A 15,920-nucleotide genomic window follows, 5' to 3' on the forward strand; every position below is an offset into this window, starting at 1 on the left:
AACTGCGGGATAGACGAAGGCTTTCGGCCCCGCGCAATGACGAAGGGCACGGCTTGCGCCGTGCCCTTCGCAATTCAGACCTTGCGATCTCAGCTGTAGATCTCGAACAGCCCGGCGCCGCCCTGGCCGCCGCCGATGCACATCGTCACCACGCCCCATTTGGCCTTGCGGCGGGCGCCTTCCTGCAGCAGGTGGCCGGTGAGACGTGCGCCGGTCATGCCGAAGGGATGGCCGATCGCGATCGAGCCGCCGTTGACGTTGTACTTGGCCGGATCGATGCCGAGCTTGTCGCGCGAGTAGAGGCACTGGCTGGCGAAGGCCTCGTTGAGCTCCCACAGGTCGATGTCGTCGATCTTCAGGCCGGTGCGCTTGAGCAGCTTCGGGATCGCGAACACCGGGCCGATGCCCATCTCGTCCGGCTCACAACCGGCGGTCGCCCAGGCGACGAAGCGGCCGAGCGGCTTCAGCCCGCGCTTCTCGGCATCCTTGGCCTCCATCAGCACCACGGCGGCGGCGCCGTCGGAGAGCTGGCTGGCGTTGCCGGCGGTGACGAACTTGCCGGGCCCCTTCACCGGCTCGAGCTTGGCAAGGCCTTCCAGCGTGGTCTCGGGCCGGTTGCACTCGTCGCGGTCGACGACATAGTCGACGATGCTCTCGGCCTTGGTCGCCTTGTCGACGACCTTCATCTTCGTCTTCATCGGGACGATCTCGTCCTTGAACTTGCCGGCCTGCTGAGCCGATGCCATGCGGCGCTGCGATTCCAGCGAGAACTCGTCCTGGTATTCGCGGCTGAGCTTGTAGCGCTCGGCGACGATGTCGGCGGTGTCGATCATCGCCATGAAGATGTCGGGCGCGACCTTGAGCAATTCGGGATCGATCGATTCCTTCGGCGAGCCGCCGCCCGGGATCGAGATGCTCTCGACGCCGCCGGCGACGATGCAATCGGCCCCGTCCGAGCGGATCGAGTTGGCGGCCATCGCGATGGTCTGCAGGCCCGACGAGCAGAAACGGTTCACCGAAACGCCGGCCGTGGTCGTCGGCAGGCCGGCGAGCAGCGCGGCCTGGCGGCCGATGTTGGGCGCGCCGTGAGCGCAATTGCCGAGATAGCAGTCCTCGACATAGTCCTTCTCGACGCCGGCACGCTTCACCGCGTGCTGGATCGCGTGGGCCGCGAGCGACATCGGCGGCGTGATGTTGAACCCGCCGCGGCCGGATTTGGCGAGGCCCGTGCGCGCATAGGAAACGATGACGGCTTCACGCATTGTCTTCTCCCTTTTCGAACGATCTTGAACCCAGCGTTATCGCGCCATTGGTACACGAAGCTTGGAGAAAATATAGCGTCGCCTCGCGGCAAACAGAAACGCCGCCCTCGGATCAGGGCGGCGCTGTTCCGCGGGTCGGAATATGTCGGCGTCTCAGAACGTCAGCGCCTTGACCTGCTTGACCTGTGGCAGGGCCTGCACCTTGGCCAGCAGGTCCGCCGGCACCGCGCCGTCGACCTCGATCAGCGCGATGGCATCGCTGCCGGGCGCGACACGGCCGAGATGGAAGGTCGCGATGTTGATCTTGGCGTCGCCCAGGAGGCTTGCGAACTTGCCGATGAAGCCCGGCTTGTCCTCGTTGGTCACGTAGATCATCGACTTGCCGAACTCGGCGTCGACGCGGATGCCCTTGATGTCGACCAGGCGCGGCTTGCCGTCGGCATAGACGGTGCCCGAGACCGACCGCTCCTGCCGCTCGGTGGTGACCGTGACGGTGATCAGGCTTTCATAGTCGCTCTGCGCGGCGCGCACGATCTCGTCGATCTCCATGCCGCGCTCCTTGGCGACGACCGGCGCGGAGACGACATTGATCTCGCCCAGCATCGGCCGCAGCAGGCCCGACAGCACGGCTGACGTGATCGCCTTGATCTTCATCTCGGCGACGTGGCCCTCATAGGTGATCTCGACCTTGAGGATGCCGCTCTCGGTGAGCTGGCCCGCGAACGAGCCGAGCTTCTCGGCGAGCGCGATGAACGGCTTCAGCTTCGGCGCTTCTTCCGCCGTGATCGAGGGGAAGTTGACGGCGTTCGAGATCGCGCCGGTCAGCAGATAATCCGACATCTGCTCGGCGACCTGGAGTGCGACGTTCTCCTGCGCTTCGGTGGTGGAGGCGCCGAGATGCGGCGTGCAGATCACGTTGGGATGGCCGAACAGCACGTTCGCAGTCGCGGGCTCCTCGACGAAGACGTCGAAGGCGGCACCCGCAATGTGCTTGGCGTTGAGCGCATCGACCACGGCCTGCTCGTCGACGAGGCCGCCGCGCGCGCAGTTTATCAGGCGCACGCCCTTCTTCATCTTGGCGATCGCGGCTGCATCGATGATGTTCTTGGTCTTCTCGGTCAGCGGCGTGTGCAGGGTGATGAAGTCGGCGCGCTTGAGCAGGTCGTCGAGCTCGACCTTCTCGACGCCGATGTCCTTGGCGCGTTCCGGCGACAGGAACGGATCGAACGCGACCACCTTCATGCGCAGGCCGAGCGCGCGGTCGGCGACGATCGAGCCGATGTTGCCGCAGCCGACGACGCCGAGCACCTTGCCGGTGATCTCGACGCCCATGAAGCGGTTCTTCTCCCACTTGCCGGCCTGGGTCGAGGCGTCCGCCTGCGGAATCTCGCGGGCCAGCGCCAGCATCAGGGTGATGGCGTGCTCGGCGGTCGTGATCGAATTGCCGAACGGCGTGTTCATCACGATGACGCCCTTTGCCGTGGCAGCGGGAATCTCGACGTTGTCGACGCCGATGCCGGCGCGGCCGATCACCTTCAGGTTGGTGGCCTTGTCGAGAATCTTGGCGGTCGCCTTGGTCGCGGAACGGATCGCAAGACCGTCGTAATTGCCGATGATCTCTGCGAGCTTGTCCTTGTCCTTGCCGAGGTTGGGCTGGAAGTCGACCTCGATGCCGCGGTCCTTGAAGATCTGCACGGCAGCGGGCGAGAGCGCGTCGGAAATGAGAACTTTGGGCTTGGTCATGGGAATGTGTCCTTCACACCCTCCCCTGGAGGGGGAGGGTCGGCGCGAAGCGCCGGGGTGGGGTGAAGCTGCAAAAAGAAAATCGCCGGTGCGCCGTGTGGAGAGATCACCCCACCCCGCCGCACCTGGCGGTGCGTCGACCCTCCCCCTCCAGGGGAGGGTAAGAACTTACGCTGCTTTCGCTAGCGTGGCCTTGGTCTCGGCGAAGGCCCAGTCGATCCAATGCGTCAGGAGCTCGACGTCCCTGGCCTCGACGGTGGCGCCGCACCAGATGCGCAGGCCGGCCGGGGCATCGCGGTAGTAGGCGAAGTCGTAGCCGGCGCCTTCCTTCTCGACCAGCGCGACCAGCTTCTTGGAGAACTCGGCCTGCGCGTCCTCGGAGAGCGAGGTGATCGCGGGATCGGTGAACTTCAGGCACACCGAGGTGTTGGAGCGGATCGCGGCGTCCTTGGCCAGGAAGTCGATCCACGGCGTCTTCGCCTTCCAGTCGGCGAGCACCCTGGTGTTGGCGTCGGCGCGCCCGATCAGCGCCTTCAGGCCGCCGATCGACTTGGCCCAGTTCAGCGCGTCGAGATAGTCCTCGACGCAGAGCATCGACGGCGTGTTGATGGTCTCGCCGACGAAGATGCCTTCGTTGATCTTGCCGCCCTTGGTCATGCGGAAGATTTTGGGCAGCGGCCAAGCCGGCTTGTAGGTCTCGAGCCGCTCCACCGCGCGGGGCGACAGGATCAGCATGCCGTGCGCGGCCTCGCCGCCGAGCGCCTTCTGCCAGGAGAAGGTGACGACGTCGAGCTTGGCCCAGTCGAGCGGCTGCGCAAACGCGGCCGAGGTGGCGTCGCAGATGGTCAGGCCTTCGCGGGCAGAACTGATCCAGTCCGCGTTCGGCACGCGCACGCCGGAGGTGGTGCCATTCCAGGTGAAGACGACGTCGCTCTTGGGATCGACCTTCGAAAAGTCGGGGATTTCACCATAGGCCGCATTGAGCTTGGTGACGTCCTTGAGCTTCAATTCCTTGACGATGTCGCTGACCCAGCCCTCGCCGAAGGATTCCCAGGCGAGCGTGGTGACGGGCCGCGCACCAAGCAGCGACCACAGCGCCATCTCGACCGCGCCGGTATCGGACGCCGGCACGATGCCGATGCGATAATCGGCGGGCACTTCAAGCACTTCGCGCGTCAGATCGATCGCGAGCTTGAGCTTGGTCTTGCCGACCTTCGCGCGATGCGAACGGCCGAGCGCTGCGTCCTTGAGATTTTGGGCATTCCAGCCGGGGCGCTTGGCGCAGGGGCCGGAGGAGAAATGCGGCACGTTGGGCCGCGAAGCGGGCTTCGCTACAGTCATGATCTACCCTTCCAGATAGTAAGCCTCCCGTTGGGGGGAGGTGTCCCGCCGCGGCTGATACGGGAAACGGGAAGAGTCGTCAAGGAAGTTCCGGAGCCTCACGCGCGAGTGATGGCGCCTCCGGCGCGATATCAGGGGATTCGACCACGGCAAGCGCGTTCAGCAAGTCCGTGGCATCGCTGATCAATTGCGCGGCACGGCGTCGGCTGCCGACCTTCAAAATGCATTTGTCATTGGCCTGCACAACGTAGTCGTTGCCGACCTTGATCATCGAATAGCTTTTCATCGAAATCCCCGAACCGACCGAGCCCGGTTTCAGACGCAGCGGTAGCACCGTTCGTTCCTGGTTCCACGTGAACGACGGTTGGGTAGTTTACCCACTCTTAATACGAACGCACGCGCGATCCGAATGTGCTGATCGCGCAAGGCTCCCGCAGAGCTGCGTCAAAAGCGGACAGTCAAAAGCGGACAGTCATGCCGACGTGACTCGCAGTGAACCCAAGCCGCTTGTAGAAGCGCTGAGCATCGACTCGCGTCTGATGCGTCAACAGTTCGACCAGATTGCAGCCGCGCGCTTTCGCTTCCGCGATTGCCCATTGCACCAGCAATTCACCGATGCCGCGGCTGCGACAATCGGAAGCAACGCGAACGTCCTCGAGCAGGCCGCGGATACCGCCTTGCGAACTGATGCCTGGCAGCACCGCGAGTTGCAGGCAGCCGACCACCCTGCCCTCGCTCTCTGCGACTACGAGCGCGAGATTGGGATCGCGCTCGACCCGCTCGAACGCCGCGTAATAGACCGCAGGCAGCGGATCCTCCACGCGCTCGCGGGCGCGCCCGAGATGATCGTCGGCGAGCATTGCGATCATCGCAGGGACGTCCTCGCGACGTGCGGGACGAATGGAAACGGACTTATCGTTCATGCGAAAAGCTCCAGGCTCAACGCGCCGATGGAAGGCCGAGATAGGCCTCGGCTTCGCCGATCCAGCGGCGGACGGCAGCAAAGCGACCGAGATCGAAGCCGCCCTCATGCGCAACGCGGGTATAGGCGAGCAGCGACAAATCGGCGAGCGAAGCTCCCTCGCCCGCGAAGAAGCGGCTGCCGGAGAGATGCTGCTCCATGCGTTCAAGCGCCGCATAGCCGCGCTTGACCTTCTCGGGATCGAGATCCGCCGCGGCCTTGCCGAGATAGACGAGCTGGAAGCGGCATACCGCGATATAGGGCTCGTGGCTGTACTGTTCCCAGAACAGCCATTCGTCCATCTTGGCCGCAGCAAACGCATCGCGCGGAATCAGCGCGCTGTCGCGGGCGAGATAGCGGATGATGGCGTTGGACTGCGCCAGCGTGCGGCCGTCGTCGAGTTCGACGGTCGGCACCTGGCCGGCACCGTTCATCTTGAGGAATTGCGGCGTGCGGGTCTCACCCTTGCCGGTGTCGATCTCGACCCAGTGATAGGGCAGCGCGAGCTTGTCGCAGACCCATTTCACCTTCAGACAATTGCCGGAATTGGTATCGCCGTAGATCTTCATCGCCGTCGCCCCGCTCAGGGCGACAGAGCATCAGGACGGAGGAAACCTGTCAACCGGCGCCATGCGCGCGCGTCAGAACTTGTAGCCGAGGCCCGCGCGGACGGTGTTGATATTCGTGTCGATGCTGCTGGTGAAGCGGATGTATTCCCATTCGGCGCGCGCGAACAGCCCGCCGACGAGGTTGACGTCAACGCCAAGTCCAGCGGTGTAGCCGTAGATCATGTGGTTGTGCACGGTATCGTTGGCGGTCAGCGGCTGGAGGGTCGTATAAGCTCCGTTGATCGTGGCGCTGACCGCGTCCTCGACGAGCACGCTGCGCGAGATATCGGCCTTGCCGAGCGCGAAGCCTCCGAAGATGTATGGCAGGAAGCAGCCCCAGGCATACGCCGCGCGGCCGCGGAACGTCGCCATGTCCGAGATTGAAATTCCGGCCGACGATGTCACCCTGACATCGTGGAAGAAGCCGTCGCTGAGCGCGCTGCCACTGACAAGCTCCTTGGACGCTTGTGACGTGCCACCGAATGAGCCGTGCAGATAGCTCACCTCGAGGCCGAGGACGACATCGTCCCACTGGCCGTTATATCCGAAGAAGGCACCGTAGCCGCTCGACCGGGTCGACTGCCCGCCGAGGCCGAGATTCCAGTTCGCCACGTCCATCTGCTGGATAACGTTGTGGTCCAGCAGCGTGTCCAGCATCGTCTTGTTGCTGCCGCTGAAATGTTCGTCCGACGCGCCGTAGCCGCCCTGGGCGCCGAAATAGCTTCCCTGCCAATTGACGTTGGACTTGCTCAAGCCGTCGGTGAAGCTGCCGCGCAGGATCGGCAGATCCGGCATGTCGGCCGCGTGCGCGGCAGATACCGTCCCCAACATTGCCGCCGCCAACAAAAGCCTACGCATTGCAACGCTCCATCGAACTCGAACTTTCGCCATGATCATGGCTCGTTAACCTTAACCAATGGTTGCGCCGGAGCCCTTCGTCACCGCTCGCCATGAAAAATACGCAACGCAAAACGGCGCGGGATGATCCCGCGCCGTTAAGAGGTCTTAAGCGATGAGGCTGCTGATCAGCCCTTGGTGACGAGCGGCGGCGGCATGTAGGCCGGCGGGCTGCTGAGATCCCAGCGCACGCCGAGCTTGATGTCGTGCGAGGTGATGTCCTTGATCTTGATCGAGCTCGGGCCTGAGCCGCTGTTGTCGAACAAGCGATAGTTGCCGGGCGCCGCGTCGCCGAGATCCATGTAGCTGTAGGCCAGTTCGACGGTGAACCCGGGATTGACCTTGTAGGCGAGACCGGCATGGGCCGCCCAGGCCAGATTCCACTTCCCGTTGTCGGCGAAGTAGGCGACGCTGTTGTTGAGGCCGGGGCTGTACGACACGCCGTCGTCGCGGAAGCCGCTGATCTTGTTGTAGGAGCCGCCGACACCGGCACCAATGAACGGAGTGATGCACCACCAGGTGCCGAGGTCGACGTAGGCGTTGGCCATCACGACCCACTCGGACTTGCTGCCGGTGTAATTGTTGACGCCGACGAAGCCAGGTCCAACGACGTTGTCGCTGCCGTGCAGATTGGCTTTGCCGCGATACTGGCCGATCACGTCGGCGCGGAACCAGTTGTTGAAGCGATAGCCGGCACCGAGGTCGAACAGCGGTGACGAGTCGAAGCCGAGCCCCTCCGTCGTCTTCGTGAACCCAGGCGCTATGGTGCCCTCGATGCTCTTGGCGCGCTGATTGGTCATGCCGACGTCGCCGCGCAGATACCAGCCGCCGAAGTCGGCGGGCGGAGCCGGCGGAGCGTACATCGGAGGGGGCGCCGCGATCGGCATATCGGCGGCGAACGCCATCGACGAGATCAGGGTTGCCGCACCCGCGGCAAGGAGAGACTTCACGCTACGCATTGGCTTCGTCCTTATGGCCGGTGAGGCAAAATGCAGATGCCTCACGTTCTGGAAACTCACAGGACGGACGATGGCAGCAAATGTTTAAGCGCCACTTAACCCTAATTTTTAAGGTTGATTTTTTCTGACCGCACACGCGGATGCGGCCAGAGCATTGCAAAAATGCAACGCATGCGCGCCGCAATTGCTAACGATTGATGAAGCCGCAATGCAGCGAAGCAGGATTTGTTAACGCGCGTGCCGCGGCAGCTTGGGCAGGAACACCGCAAGCAGTCCGATCGCCGGCAGATAGGCGCAGACCTGATAGACGAACGCGATCGAGGTGTGATCGGCGAGCTTGCCGAGCACGGCGGCGCCGAGGCCTCCGATGCCGAAGGCGACGCCGAAGAACACGCCGGAGATCATGCCGAAGCGATGCGGCACCAGCTCCTGCGCGAACACGATGATCGACGACGTCGTCGAGGAGATGATCAGGCCGATGATCACCGACAGGACCGCGCTCGCATAGAGGCCGGCATAGGGCAGCGCCAGCGTGAACGGCAGCGCGCCCAGGATCGAGATCCAGATCACGATCTTGCGGCCGAAGCGATCGCCCAGCGGTCCGCCGAGAAACGCGCCGACCGCATTCGCCGCGAGGAAGATGAAGAGGTACATCTGCGCGGCCTGGGTCGACACGCCGAAACGATCGATCAGGTAGAAGATGTAATAGCTCGACAGGCTCGAGACGTAGAGCTGCTTGGAGAACAACAGCGCCACCAGCACGAGAAGCGCAACGACGACGCGGCGCGAGCTCGGCGCATCGGGATGAGCCAGGGCCGCCACCGTCTTCTTCGCCTTGATCTGCGGCGCGTACCAGCGGCCGATGCGCCAGAGGATGAGAATCGCGAGGAACGCGATCGAGGAGAACCAGGCGATGCTGCCCTGCCCGAACGGCACCACGATCAGCGCGGCCAGCACCGGCCCCATCGAGGTGCCGAAACTGCCGCCGAGCTGGAACACCGATTGCGCAAAGCCGTAGCGGCCGCCCGACGCCAGCCGGGCGATGCGCGCGGATTCGGGATGAAACACCGCCGAGCCGAGCCCCACCAGCGCGGCGGCGACGAGGATGACGAGATATTGGTGCGCGGCGCTCAGCAGCAACAGGCCGAAGAAGGTCGAGGCCATGCCGATCGCCAGTGAATAAGGCTGCGCCTTCTTGTCGGTGTAGTGCCCGACCACCGGCTGGAGCAGCGAGGCCGTGAACTGGAAGGCCAGCGTGATCATGCCGATCTGCGCGAAGTCGAGCGCGTAGGTGTCCTTCAGGATCGGGTACACCGAGGCGATCAGCGACTGCATGGTGTCGTTGAGGAAGTGCGAGACGCTGATGCCGGCAAGCACGACATAGGCCGGCCCCGCACCCTTAGCGGCGGGCGCCACGTCGCTGACGACGACGGGCTCGGTCAGCGTTTCCTCGGAGACGACGACAGGCTTGTTCAATGGCGCATCCCGGCAGGCGCGGCGAACCGCCGCACTGCCTAACTACGATGCCAGCTGCGGCCGAACCACCGCCAATCGTCGATGGCTGGGATGCGCGTGTGCTCTCGTCGCTTACCCTCCCCTGGAGGGGAAGGGTCGGCTCACATTGAGCGCAGCGAAAATGTGAGACGGGGTGGGGTGACGATCCCTCCGCACCCCATACTGCCCGAGTGGAGAGATCACCCCACCCCGCTCGCGCTTCGCGCGAACGACCCTCCCCCTCCAGGGGAGAGGGTAAGAAGACCTCAGGCCGCTGCCTGACCCAACGCCGAGACGATGGTGTCGACGACGTCCTCGACCAGGATGCGGTCCTCGCCCTCGCCCATGACGCGGATCACCGGTTCGGTGCCGGAGGAGCGGATCAACAGGCGGCCGTGGCCGTTGAGCCGCTTCTCGCCGTCGGAGATCGCCGATTTGACGTCGGAATCATCGAGCGGCTTGCCGCCCTTGTGGCGGACGTTCTTGAGGATCTGCGGCAGGGGATCGAAGCGGTGGCAGACTTCCGACACCGGCCGGCGCAGCTTCTGCACCACCGCAAGCACCTGCAAGGCGGCAACGAAGCCGTCGCCGGTGGTGGCGTAGTCGGACAGGATGATGTGGCCGGACTGCTCGCCGCCGAGATTGTAGCCGCCGTTCAGCATCTGCTCGAGCACGTAGCGGTCGCCGACCGGCGTGCGCACGAGATCGAGCCCCTGGCCTTTCAGGAAGCGCTCGAGCCCGAGGTTGGACATCACGGTGGCGACGATGCCGGGCCGCGACAGCCGGCCGTCCTCCTTCCAGCTCTGCGCGATCACCGCCAGCAGCTGGTCGCCGTCGACGACATGGCCGCGCTCGTCGACCAGGATGACGCGATCGGCGTCGCCATCCAGCGCAATGCCGATGTCAGCGCGCATCTCACGCACTTTCTTCGACAGCGCTTCCGGCGAGGTCGAGCCGCAATCCTTGTTGATGTTGAAGCCGTCCGGCTCGACGCCGATCGGCACCACGTCGGCGCCCAGCTCCCACAGCGCTTCCGGCACCACCTTGTAGGCGGCGCCATTGGCGCAATCGACCACGACGCGCAGACCGTCGAGCGACAGATCGCGCGGCAGCGTGCGCTTGGCGAATTCGATGTAGCGGTCGTGCACGCCGTCGATGCGGCGGGCGCGGCCGAGACTCGCGCTCTGTGCGAGGCGCTTGTCGATGGGCTCGTCGAGCAGCTGCTCGATCTGCTTCTCGACGTCGTCGGATAGCTTGAAGCCCTGCGGACCGAACAGCTTGATGCCGTTGTCCTCGAACAGATTGTGCGAGGCCGAGATCATCACGCCGAGATCGGCGCGCATCGACTTGGTCAGCATCGCGACCGCCGGCGTCGGCATCGGGCCGACCAGCAGCACGTCCATGCCGACCGAGGTGAAGCCCGCGACCATGGCGTATTCAATCATGTAGCCGGACAGGCGGGTGTCCTTGCCGATCACGACCCGGTGGCGGTGGTCACCGCGCTGAAACGCGAGGCCCGCGGCCTGGCCGACCTTGAGCGCGAGCTCCGGCGTGATCAGTCCGTTGGCGCGGCCCCGAATCCCGTCCGTCCCGAAATATTTGCGGCTCATATCGTCCCCCACGCAACAACCAGGGTCCCCCAATACAACCGCGGGCTGCCCCAACGGGCCCCGCATCCCTGATTTGCTTAGGTGTTATAGAGCCATCGCGGCTAACTTGGCTTCAAAAAATATGATGAATCATTACGGAACCGGCCCCACCGCCGGCCCGCTAACGTCTTGTTAACATTATATTTCCGGCCGAAATGGCGAAACAGGGCGGAACCTGCCTAGCCGGAGCGCTTCACATGGCCGTCGCCGCGGCTCGGCGCCGGCTGCGTGACGTTGACCGGATCGGAGCCCGGAAAGGTCTCTTCCAGACCTTCCTCCAGCGCTTCCTCGAGATCATGCTTCTCCTTGATCTCTTCCGGCGAAGGTCCGGCGTGCGGCTTGGTCATGGCGCCCTCCTCTCAAACGATTTGGCTGTGCATCCAACCATGCTAGATGACCCCTCGATCTTCCGATGCAAGACTCCTGACACCAAGAGACTTTCCGATAGAAGACGGGCCGGGGAAACGTTCATGAAGCACATCACCTGTATCGACGATCTTCGCACGTTGCATCAGCGCCGCGTTCCGAAGGCGTTCTTCGACTATTGCGACCGCGGCTCCTATGCCGAAGAAACGCTGCGCGCCAATCGCGACGACATGCAAAACATCAAGTTCCGCCAGCGCATCCTGGTCGACGTCTCCAAGCGCGACACCTCCACCACGATCCTCGGCGAACCCTCGTCCATGCCGCTGATGCTCGCGCCCGTGGGCCTGCTCGGCATGCAGCATGGCGACGGCGAGATCCATGCCTGCCGCGCCGCGCAGGCCGCCGGCATCCCGTTCACGCAGTCGACGATGTCGATCTGCTCGATCGAGGACATCGCCGCCAATGTCGAGAAGCCGTTCTGGTTCCAGCTCTACGTGATGAAGGACCGCGGCTTCATCAAGGCGCTGATCGAGCGTGCGCTCGCCGCAAAATGCTCGGCGCTGGTGCTGACCGTCGACCTCCAGGTGATCGGACAGCGCCACCAGGACATCAAGAACGGCATGACGGTGCCGCCGGAATGGTCGCTGTCGAAGCTGATCGATTTCGCCACCAAGCCGGCCTGGGTGTCGGGGGTGCTCCAGGGCAAGCGACGCACCTTCGGCAATCTCGCCGGGCATCTGAAGGTCAGCGACGACATCACCTCGCTGTCGACCTGGATCAGCTCGCAGTTCGACACCTCGCTGAACTGGAAGGACATCGACTGGATCCGCTCGATCTGGCCGGGCAAGCTGATCCTGAAGGGCATTCTCGACGTCGAGGACGCCGAGCTCGCCGCCAAGACCGGCGCGCAGGCGATCGTGGTCTCCAACCATGGGGGCCGCCAGCTCGACGGCGCGCCGTCCTCGATCGAGGTGCTGCCCGAGATCGTCGATGCCGTCGGTGACAAGGTGGAGATCATGTTCGACGGCGGCATCCGCTCCGGCCAGGACGTGATGCGCGCGCTCTCGCTCGGCGCAAAGTCCTGCATGATCGGCCGCGCCTACGCCTACGGCCTCGGCGCCGGCGGCCAGGCCGGCGTCGCCAAGGCGATCGACATTATCCAGAAGGAGCTGCTCACCACCATGGGCCTGTGCGGCGTCAACAGGATCGACGAGATCGACGATCACATCATTGCGGTATGAGGCACAGAGGCGCGAAACGCGCGCCTCAAATGTCGTCCCGGATCTGCGCTTCGCTTGTCCGGGACGACCGCGAGGATGTGGCGGCAGCATCCGCCTCACATCGGCGGCGTCAGGCCGTCAACGGCCGACGCTGATGCGATTGGCTTCGAGTGATCCATCCGCCAGCGGCTTGACGAAGGCGATGATCTTGGCGCCGGTCTTCAGTTCGGCTTTCTCGCCGGGCACGGAGATTACGCGCTAATCTCTCAAGTCTTTGTGAGATCGGCCTCGACCAGCGCACGCAGCTCGGCCGTGACCTGCGGCCGCCGGCCGAACCACAGCTCGAAGCCGCGCACCGCCTGATGCAGCAGCATGCCGAGCCCGTCGGCGGTCTTCAGGCCGCGCGCTTTCGCGGCCGCCAGCAGCGGCGTCACCAGCGGGACATAGACGAGATCGGCGACGACGGCGCCATCCGGCAGGCGCGACACGTCGATTTCGAGCGACGGCTGGCCATGCATGCCGAGCGAGGTCGTGTTCACGAGAATTTTTGCGGCCGGCAGCACGTCGCTGATCCTGTCCCACATGACGGGATGCACGTTCTCGCCGAACTGCTTCACCAGCGCCTCGGCCCGCGCGATGGTGCGGTTTGCGAGATGGACGCGCTTGAAGCCGCGTTCGAGCAAGCCGAACACGACGGCGCGGGAGGAACCGCCGGCGCCCAGCACCACCGCCTCGGCGGCGCCGTCCCATCCGGGCGCACTGGCATCGAGATTGCCGAGAAAACCTTCGACGTCGGTGTTGGTCGAGCGCAGCTCGCCGTCCGCAAACCACAGCGTGTTGGCTGCGCCCACGGCCATGGCGCGGGCATCGGGCGTCGACAGCGCCAGCACGCCCTCCTTGTGCGGGATGGTGACGTTGGCGCCGACGAAGCCGCGCAGCGACAGCCGCAGCACGAAATCGCGCAAATCATCGGGCGGTACCGCCTCGATGACGTAGCCGCCCTCGATACCCAGCGTGCGCAGCCAGTAATGATGGATCAGCGGCGAGCGCGAATGCGCGGCCGGCCATCCGATCAGACAGGCTGCGGGAGCCTTGGTCACGGTCGTCCTCCCCTCGGGTCGTTTCGGAGGCGATCCATTTCGCGTCCCGCAGGCTCTGTCAAGCGCGCGGGCGCCGCATCGGGAGGGGCGCGGCGCTAGGTCGTGCCCGCGTCACCTGCCGCGGGCTGCGCCGCGCCGCCCTTGATGTCGGCGACCGCACGCGCGATGGTCTCGCGATAGCGGGCGCGCGGCGGCGTGACGCCATGGGTGAGCAGCGCGCGGCGGACCGTGGGCGATGCCCCGGTGATGAACAGCCGGATCCCCTGGCGGTGGGCCTTGGCGGCGACGCGGCCGAGCACGTTTGCCGCGGTGGAATCCAGGAACGGCACGTCGGCGAAATCGACCACAAAACCCTTGCGCTTGTCGGCGACGCCGTCGAGCACGCTTCCGATCGCCGAGGCCGCGCCGAAGAAGAACGCGCCGGTGATGCGGTAGACCAGCACGTCGCGATCGACCGCGAGCGCGGGATCGTAGGGCACGCGCTTGCCATTGCCGTCATCGGGACGATCGGCGACTACCAGCGGCGAGCGCTCCTCGATGCCGGTCATTTCCGCCATGCGATGGATGAACAGCACCGCGCCGAGCGCGAAGCCGACCAGGATCCCCTCGGTCAGATCGCGGAAGATCGTGAGCAGGAAGGTTGCGAGCAGCACGACGGCATCGCCCCAGGAGGAGCGCAGCAGCGTCGTGAATTCTTGCTTCTCCGCCATGGTCCAGGCCACGACGACGAGCACGGCGGCGAGTGCGGCCAGCGGAATGTAGCTTGCGAGCGGCGCCGCGATCAGCATGAACAGCAGCAGGAAGACCGAATGCAGCATGCCCGCGAGCGGTCCGCGCGCGCCGGCGCGGATATTGGTCGCGGTGCGCGCGATCAGGCCGGTGACGCAGATGCCGCCGAACAGCGCCGAGCCGACATTGGCCGCGCCTTGCGCGACCAGCTCGCAATTGGAGCGGTGACGGCGTCCGGTCATGCCGTCGGCCACCACGGCGGACAGCAGCGATTCGATCGCGGCCAGCAGCGCGAAGGAGATCGCGTCCGGCAGCACCGCTTGCACCTTGGCAAGCGAAAACGCCGGCAGCGCCGGCGACGGCAATTCGCGCGGGATGCCGCCGAATCGCGATCCGATGGTCTCGACCGGCAGCGACAGCACGGCGCTCGCGACCGCCGCAAACACGACCGCGATCAGGATGCCGGGCCAGGACGGCCGCCAGCGGCGCAAGGCGGCGATGATGACGATGCTGCCGATTGCGACGGCAAGCGCTGACGGATTGACGGTAGGCAGGCCTTTGGCGAGCGCTGCGAGTTTCGGAACGAACTCGCTGGGCTCTTTCCCGGCCAGCGTGATCCCCGAGAGATCGCGGAGCTGGCTCGCAAAGATGATCACGGCAATGCCGGCGGTGAAGCCGACCGTGACAGGATATGGAATGAACTTGATGTAGGTGCCGATGCGCAGGAAGCCGGCGGCGATCAGAAAAAGCCCAGCCATCAGCGTGGCGAGGATGACGCCGTCGGCGCCGTGACGGTCGGCCGTCGCCGCAACCAGCACAATGAAGGCGCCGGCCGGTCCACCGATCTGGAACCGGCTGCCGCCGAGCAGCGACGCGATGAACCCGCCGACGACGGCCGTGTAGAGGCCGCGGTCCGGCGTCACACCCGAAGCGATCGCGATTGCCATCGACAGCGGCAGCGCGACGATCGCGACCGTGAGGCCCGCGAACACGTCGGCGCGAAAGTCCGCGACGCCGTAGCCCTCGCGCCAGACCGTGACGAACTTTGGCAGATAGAGTTCTGCAAATGTCGGTCGACGAAGCTGGTGCAGCTTGCCTGCGTGTTCGCCTGTGCTGCTCATGCCCACAATGCTCCGATGCATCGTGCGTGCGACGATGCGCTAGCTCATCCTGATCCCAGGCACGATCATCTTCCGATCAAGCCCCCACACGGCGCGGCGGCCCCGGCTCCTTCAGGCGAACACCACGCCCGCCGCTTTCGCTGCGGGCCTGCTCACCGATCAGCTCGACGCCGGCCCGGTCGAACGCCTCGACCACTTTCATCAAGGTCTCGACCACGCCACGCACATTGCCGGTGCTGGCCTCCATCCGCTGGACGGTCGGCAACGAAACGCCGGCAAGCTCGGCCAGGGTTTTCTGGTCAATGCCGAGCAGCGCGCGGGCTGCCCGCATTTGGAACGACGTGATCACCTTGGCCTCACGTATCAGATCTTATAAGTGATATCTAGTACATGTACAATGATTTAAAATACATCATATGTGGGCAAGCGCAAGAGCCAACATCTCCCCGCTTTGCCGGCGGGGGCGGTCG

The 15,920-nt window shown here is 64.8% G+C and carries 15 protein-coding genes; 1 reads left to right on the forward strand and 14 read right to left on the reverse strand.

Translation table 11 applies throughout. The annotated features are described in order from the left end of the window. Window positions 1-89: 89 nt before the first annotated feature. From NR187_RS15710 to NR187_RS15760, 11 genes are all read right to left on the reverse strand, one after another. Window positions 90-1,262, reverse strand: coding sequence for an acetyl-CoA C-acyltransferase (locus tag NR187_RS15710; RefSeq protein ID WP_211381540.1), 1,173 nt, complete (start codon window positions 1,260-1,262; stop codon window positions 90-92). 153 nt (window positions 1,263-1,415) lie between these two features. Beyond that, window positions 1,416-3,005 carry a phosphoglycerate dehydrogenase gene (gene serA / locus NR187_RS15715; RefSeq protein WP_211381539.1) on the reverse strand — a complete coding sequence of 530 codons (1,590 nt, stop codon included), beginning with the start codon at window positions 3,003-3,005 and terminating at the stop codon, window positions 1,416-1,418. Window positions 3,006-3,173: 168 nt separating this feature from the next. Further along, window positions 3,174-4,346 (reverse strand): phosphoserine transaminase, encoded by a 1,173-nt coding sequence (locus NR187_RS15720; RefSeq protein ID WP_256807006.1) that lies wholly within the window; start codon window positions 4,344-4,346, stop codon window positions 3,174-3,176. Window positions 4,347-4,425: 79 nt separating this feature from the next. Further along, the gene (locus NR187_RS15725; RefSeq protein WP_249128802.1) at window positions 4,426-4,617 is read right to left on the reverse strand and encodes a hypothetical protein; all 192 of its coding nucleotides are present in this window, start codon (window positions 4,615-4,617) and stop codon (window positions 4,426-4,428) included. Between the two features lie 187 nt (window positions 4,618-4,804). After that, a complete protein-coding gene (locus NR187_RS15730) occupies window positions 4,805-5,269 on the reverse strand; it encodes a GNAT family N-acetyltransferase (protein ID WP_256807007.1) in 465 nt (154 codons plus the stop codon). A 16-nt stretch (window positions 5,270-5,285) separates the two neighbouring features. Further along, entirely contained in the window at window positions 5,286-5,876 is a 591-nt protein-coding gene (locus NR187_RS15735; RefSeq protein ID WP_256807008.1) for a glutathione S-transferase family protein, read from the reverse strand. 72 nt (window positions 5,877-5,948) lie between these two features. Continuing rightward, complete coding sequence (locus NR187_RS15740; RefSeq protein WP_211381534.1) at window positions 5,949-6,773, reverse strand: outer membrane protein; 825 nt, start codon at window positions 6,771-6,773, stop codon at window positions 5,949-5,951. 167 nt (window positions 6,774-6,940) lie between these two features. Continuing rightward, a complete protein-coding gene (locus NR187_RS15745) occupies window positions 6,941-7,771 on the reverse strand; it encodes an outer membrane protein (protein WP_211381533.1) in 831 nt (276 codons plus the stop codon). A 228-nt stretch (window positions 7,772-7,999) separates the two neighbouring features. Then, entirely contained in the window at window positions 8,000-9,247 is a 1,248-nt protein-coding gene (locus NR187_RS15750) for an MFS transporter (protein ID WP_211381532.1), read from the reverse strand. A gap of 284 nt (window positions 9,248-9,531) precedes the next feature. Next, window positions 9,532-10,875, reverse strand: coding sequence for a phosphoglucosamine mutase (gene glmM / locus NR187_RS15755; protein ID WP_211381531.1), 1,344 nt, complete (start codon window positions 10,873-10,875; stop codon window positions 9,532-9,534). A 218-nt stretch (window positions 10,876-11,093) separates the two neighbouring features. Continuing rightward, on the reverse strand, window positions 11,094-11,261 hold the full coding sequence (locus NR187_RS15760; protein ID WP_199580841.1) for a hypothetical protein: 168 nt from the start codon (window positions 11,259-11,261) through the stop codon (window positions 11,094-11,096). A 123-nt stretch (window positions 11,262-11,384) separates the two neighbouring features. Between NR187_RS15760 and NR187_RS15765 the strand changes: the two genes are divergently transcribed. After that, complete coding sequence (locus NR187_RS15765) at window positions 11,385-12,521, forward strand: alpha-hydroxy acid oxidase (protein WP_211381530.1); 1,137 nt, start codon at window positions 11,385-11,387, stop codon at window positions 12,519-12,521. 245 nt (window positions 12,522-12,766) lie between these two features. Here NR187_RS15765 and NR187_RS15770 read toward each other — a convergent pair whose 3' ends face one another. The 3 genes from NR187_RS15770 to NR187_RS15780 all read right to left on the reverse strand — a co-directional run bounded on the left by NR187_RS15770 (window position 12,767) and on the right by NR187_RS15780 (window position 15,799). After that, window positions 12,767-13,600 (reverse strand): shikimate dehydrogenase, encoded by an 834-nt coding sequence (locus NR187_RS15770; RefSeq protein WP_211381529.1) that lies wholly within the window; start codon window positions 13,598-13,600, stop codon window positions 12,767-12,769. Between the two features lie 95 nt (window positions 13,601-13,695). Beyond that, window positions 13,696-15,450: a SulP family inorganic anion transporter gene (locus tag NR187_RS15775; protein ID WP_211381528.1), complete on the reverse strand. Its 1,755-nt coding sequence runs from the start codon at window positions 15,448-15,450 to the stop codon at window positions 13,696-13,698. Between the two features lie 76 nt (window positions 15,451-15,526). Beyond that, window positions 15,527-15,799 carry a helix-turn-helix domain-containing protein gene (locus NR187_RS15780; protein WP_211381527.1) on the reverse strand — a complete coding sequence of 91 codons (273 nt, stop codon included), beginning with the start codon at window positions 15,797-15,799 and terminating at the stop codon, window positions 15,527-15,529. Window positions 15,800-15,920: the final 121 nt, after the last annotated feature.

The organism is Bradyrhizobium sp. Bra64, from assembly GCF_024519875.1.
GTDB lineage: Bacteria > Pseudomonadota > Alphaproteobacteria > Rhizobiales > Xanthobacteraceae > Bradyrhizobium > Bradyrhizobium japonicum_G.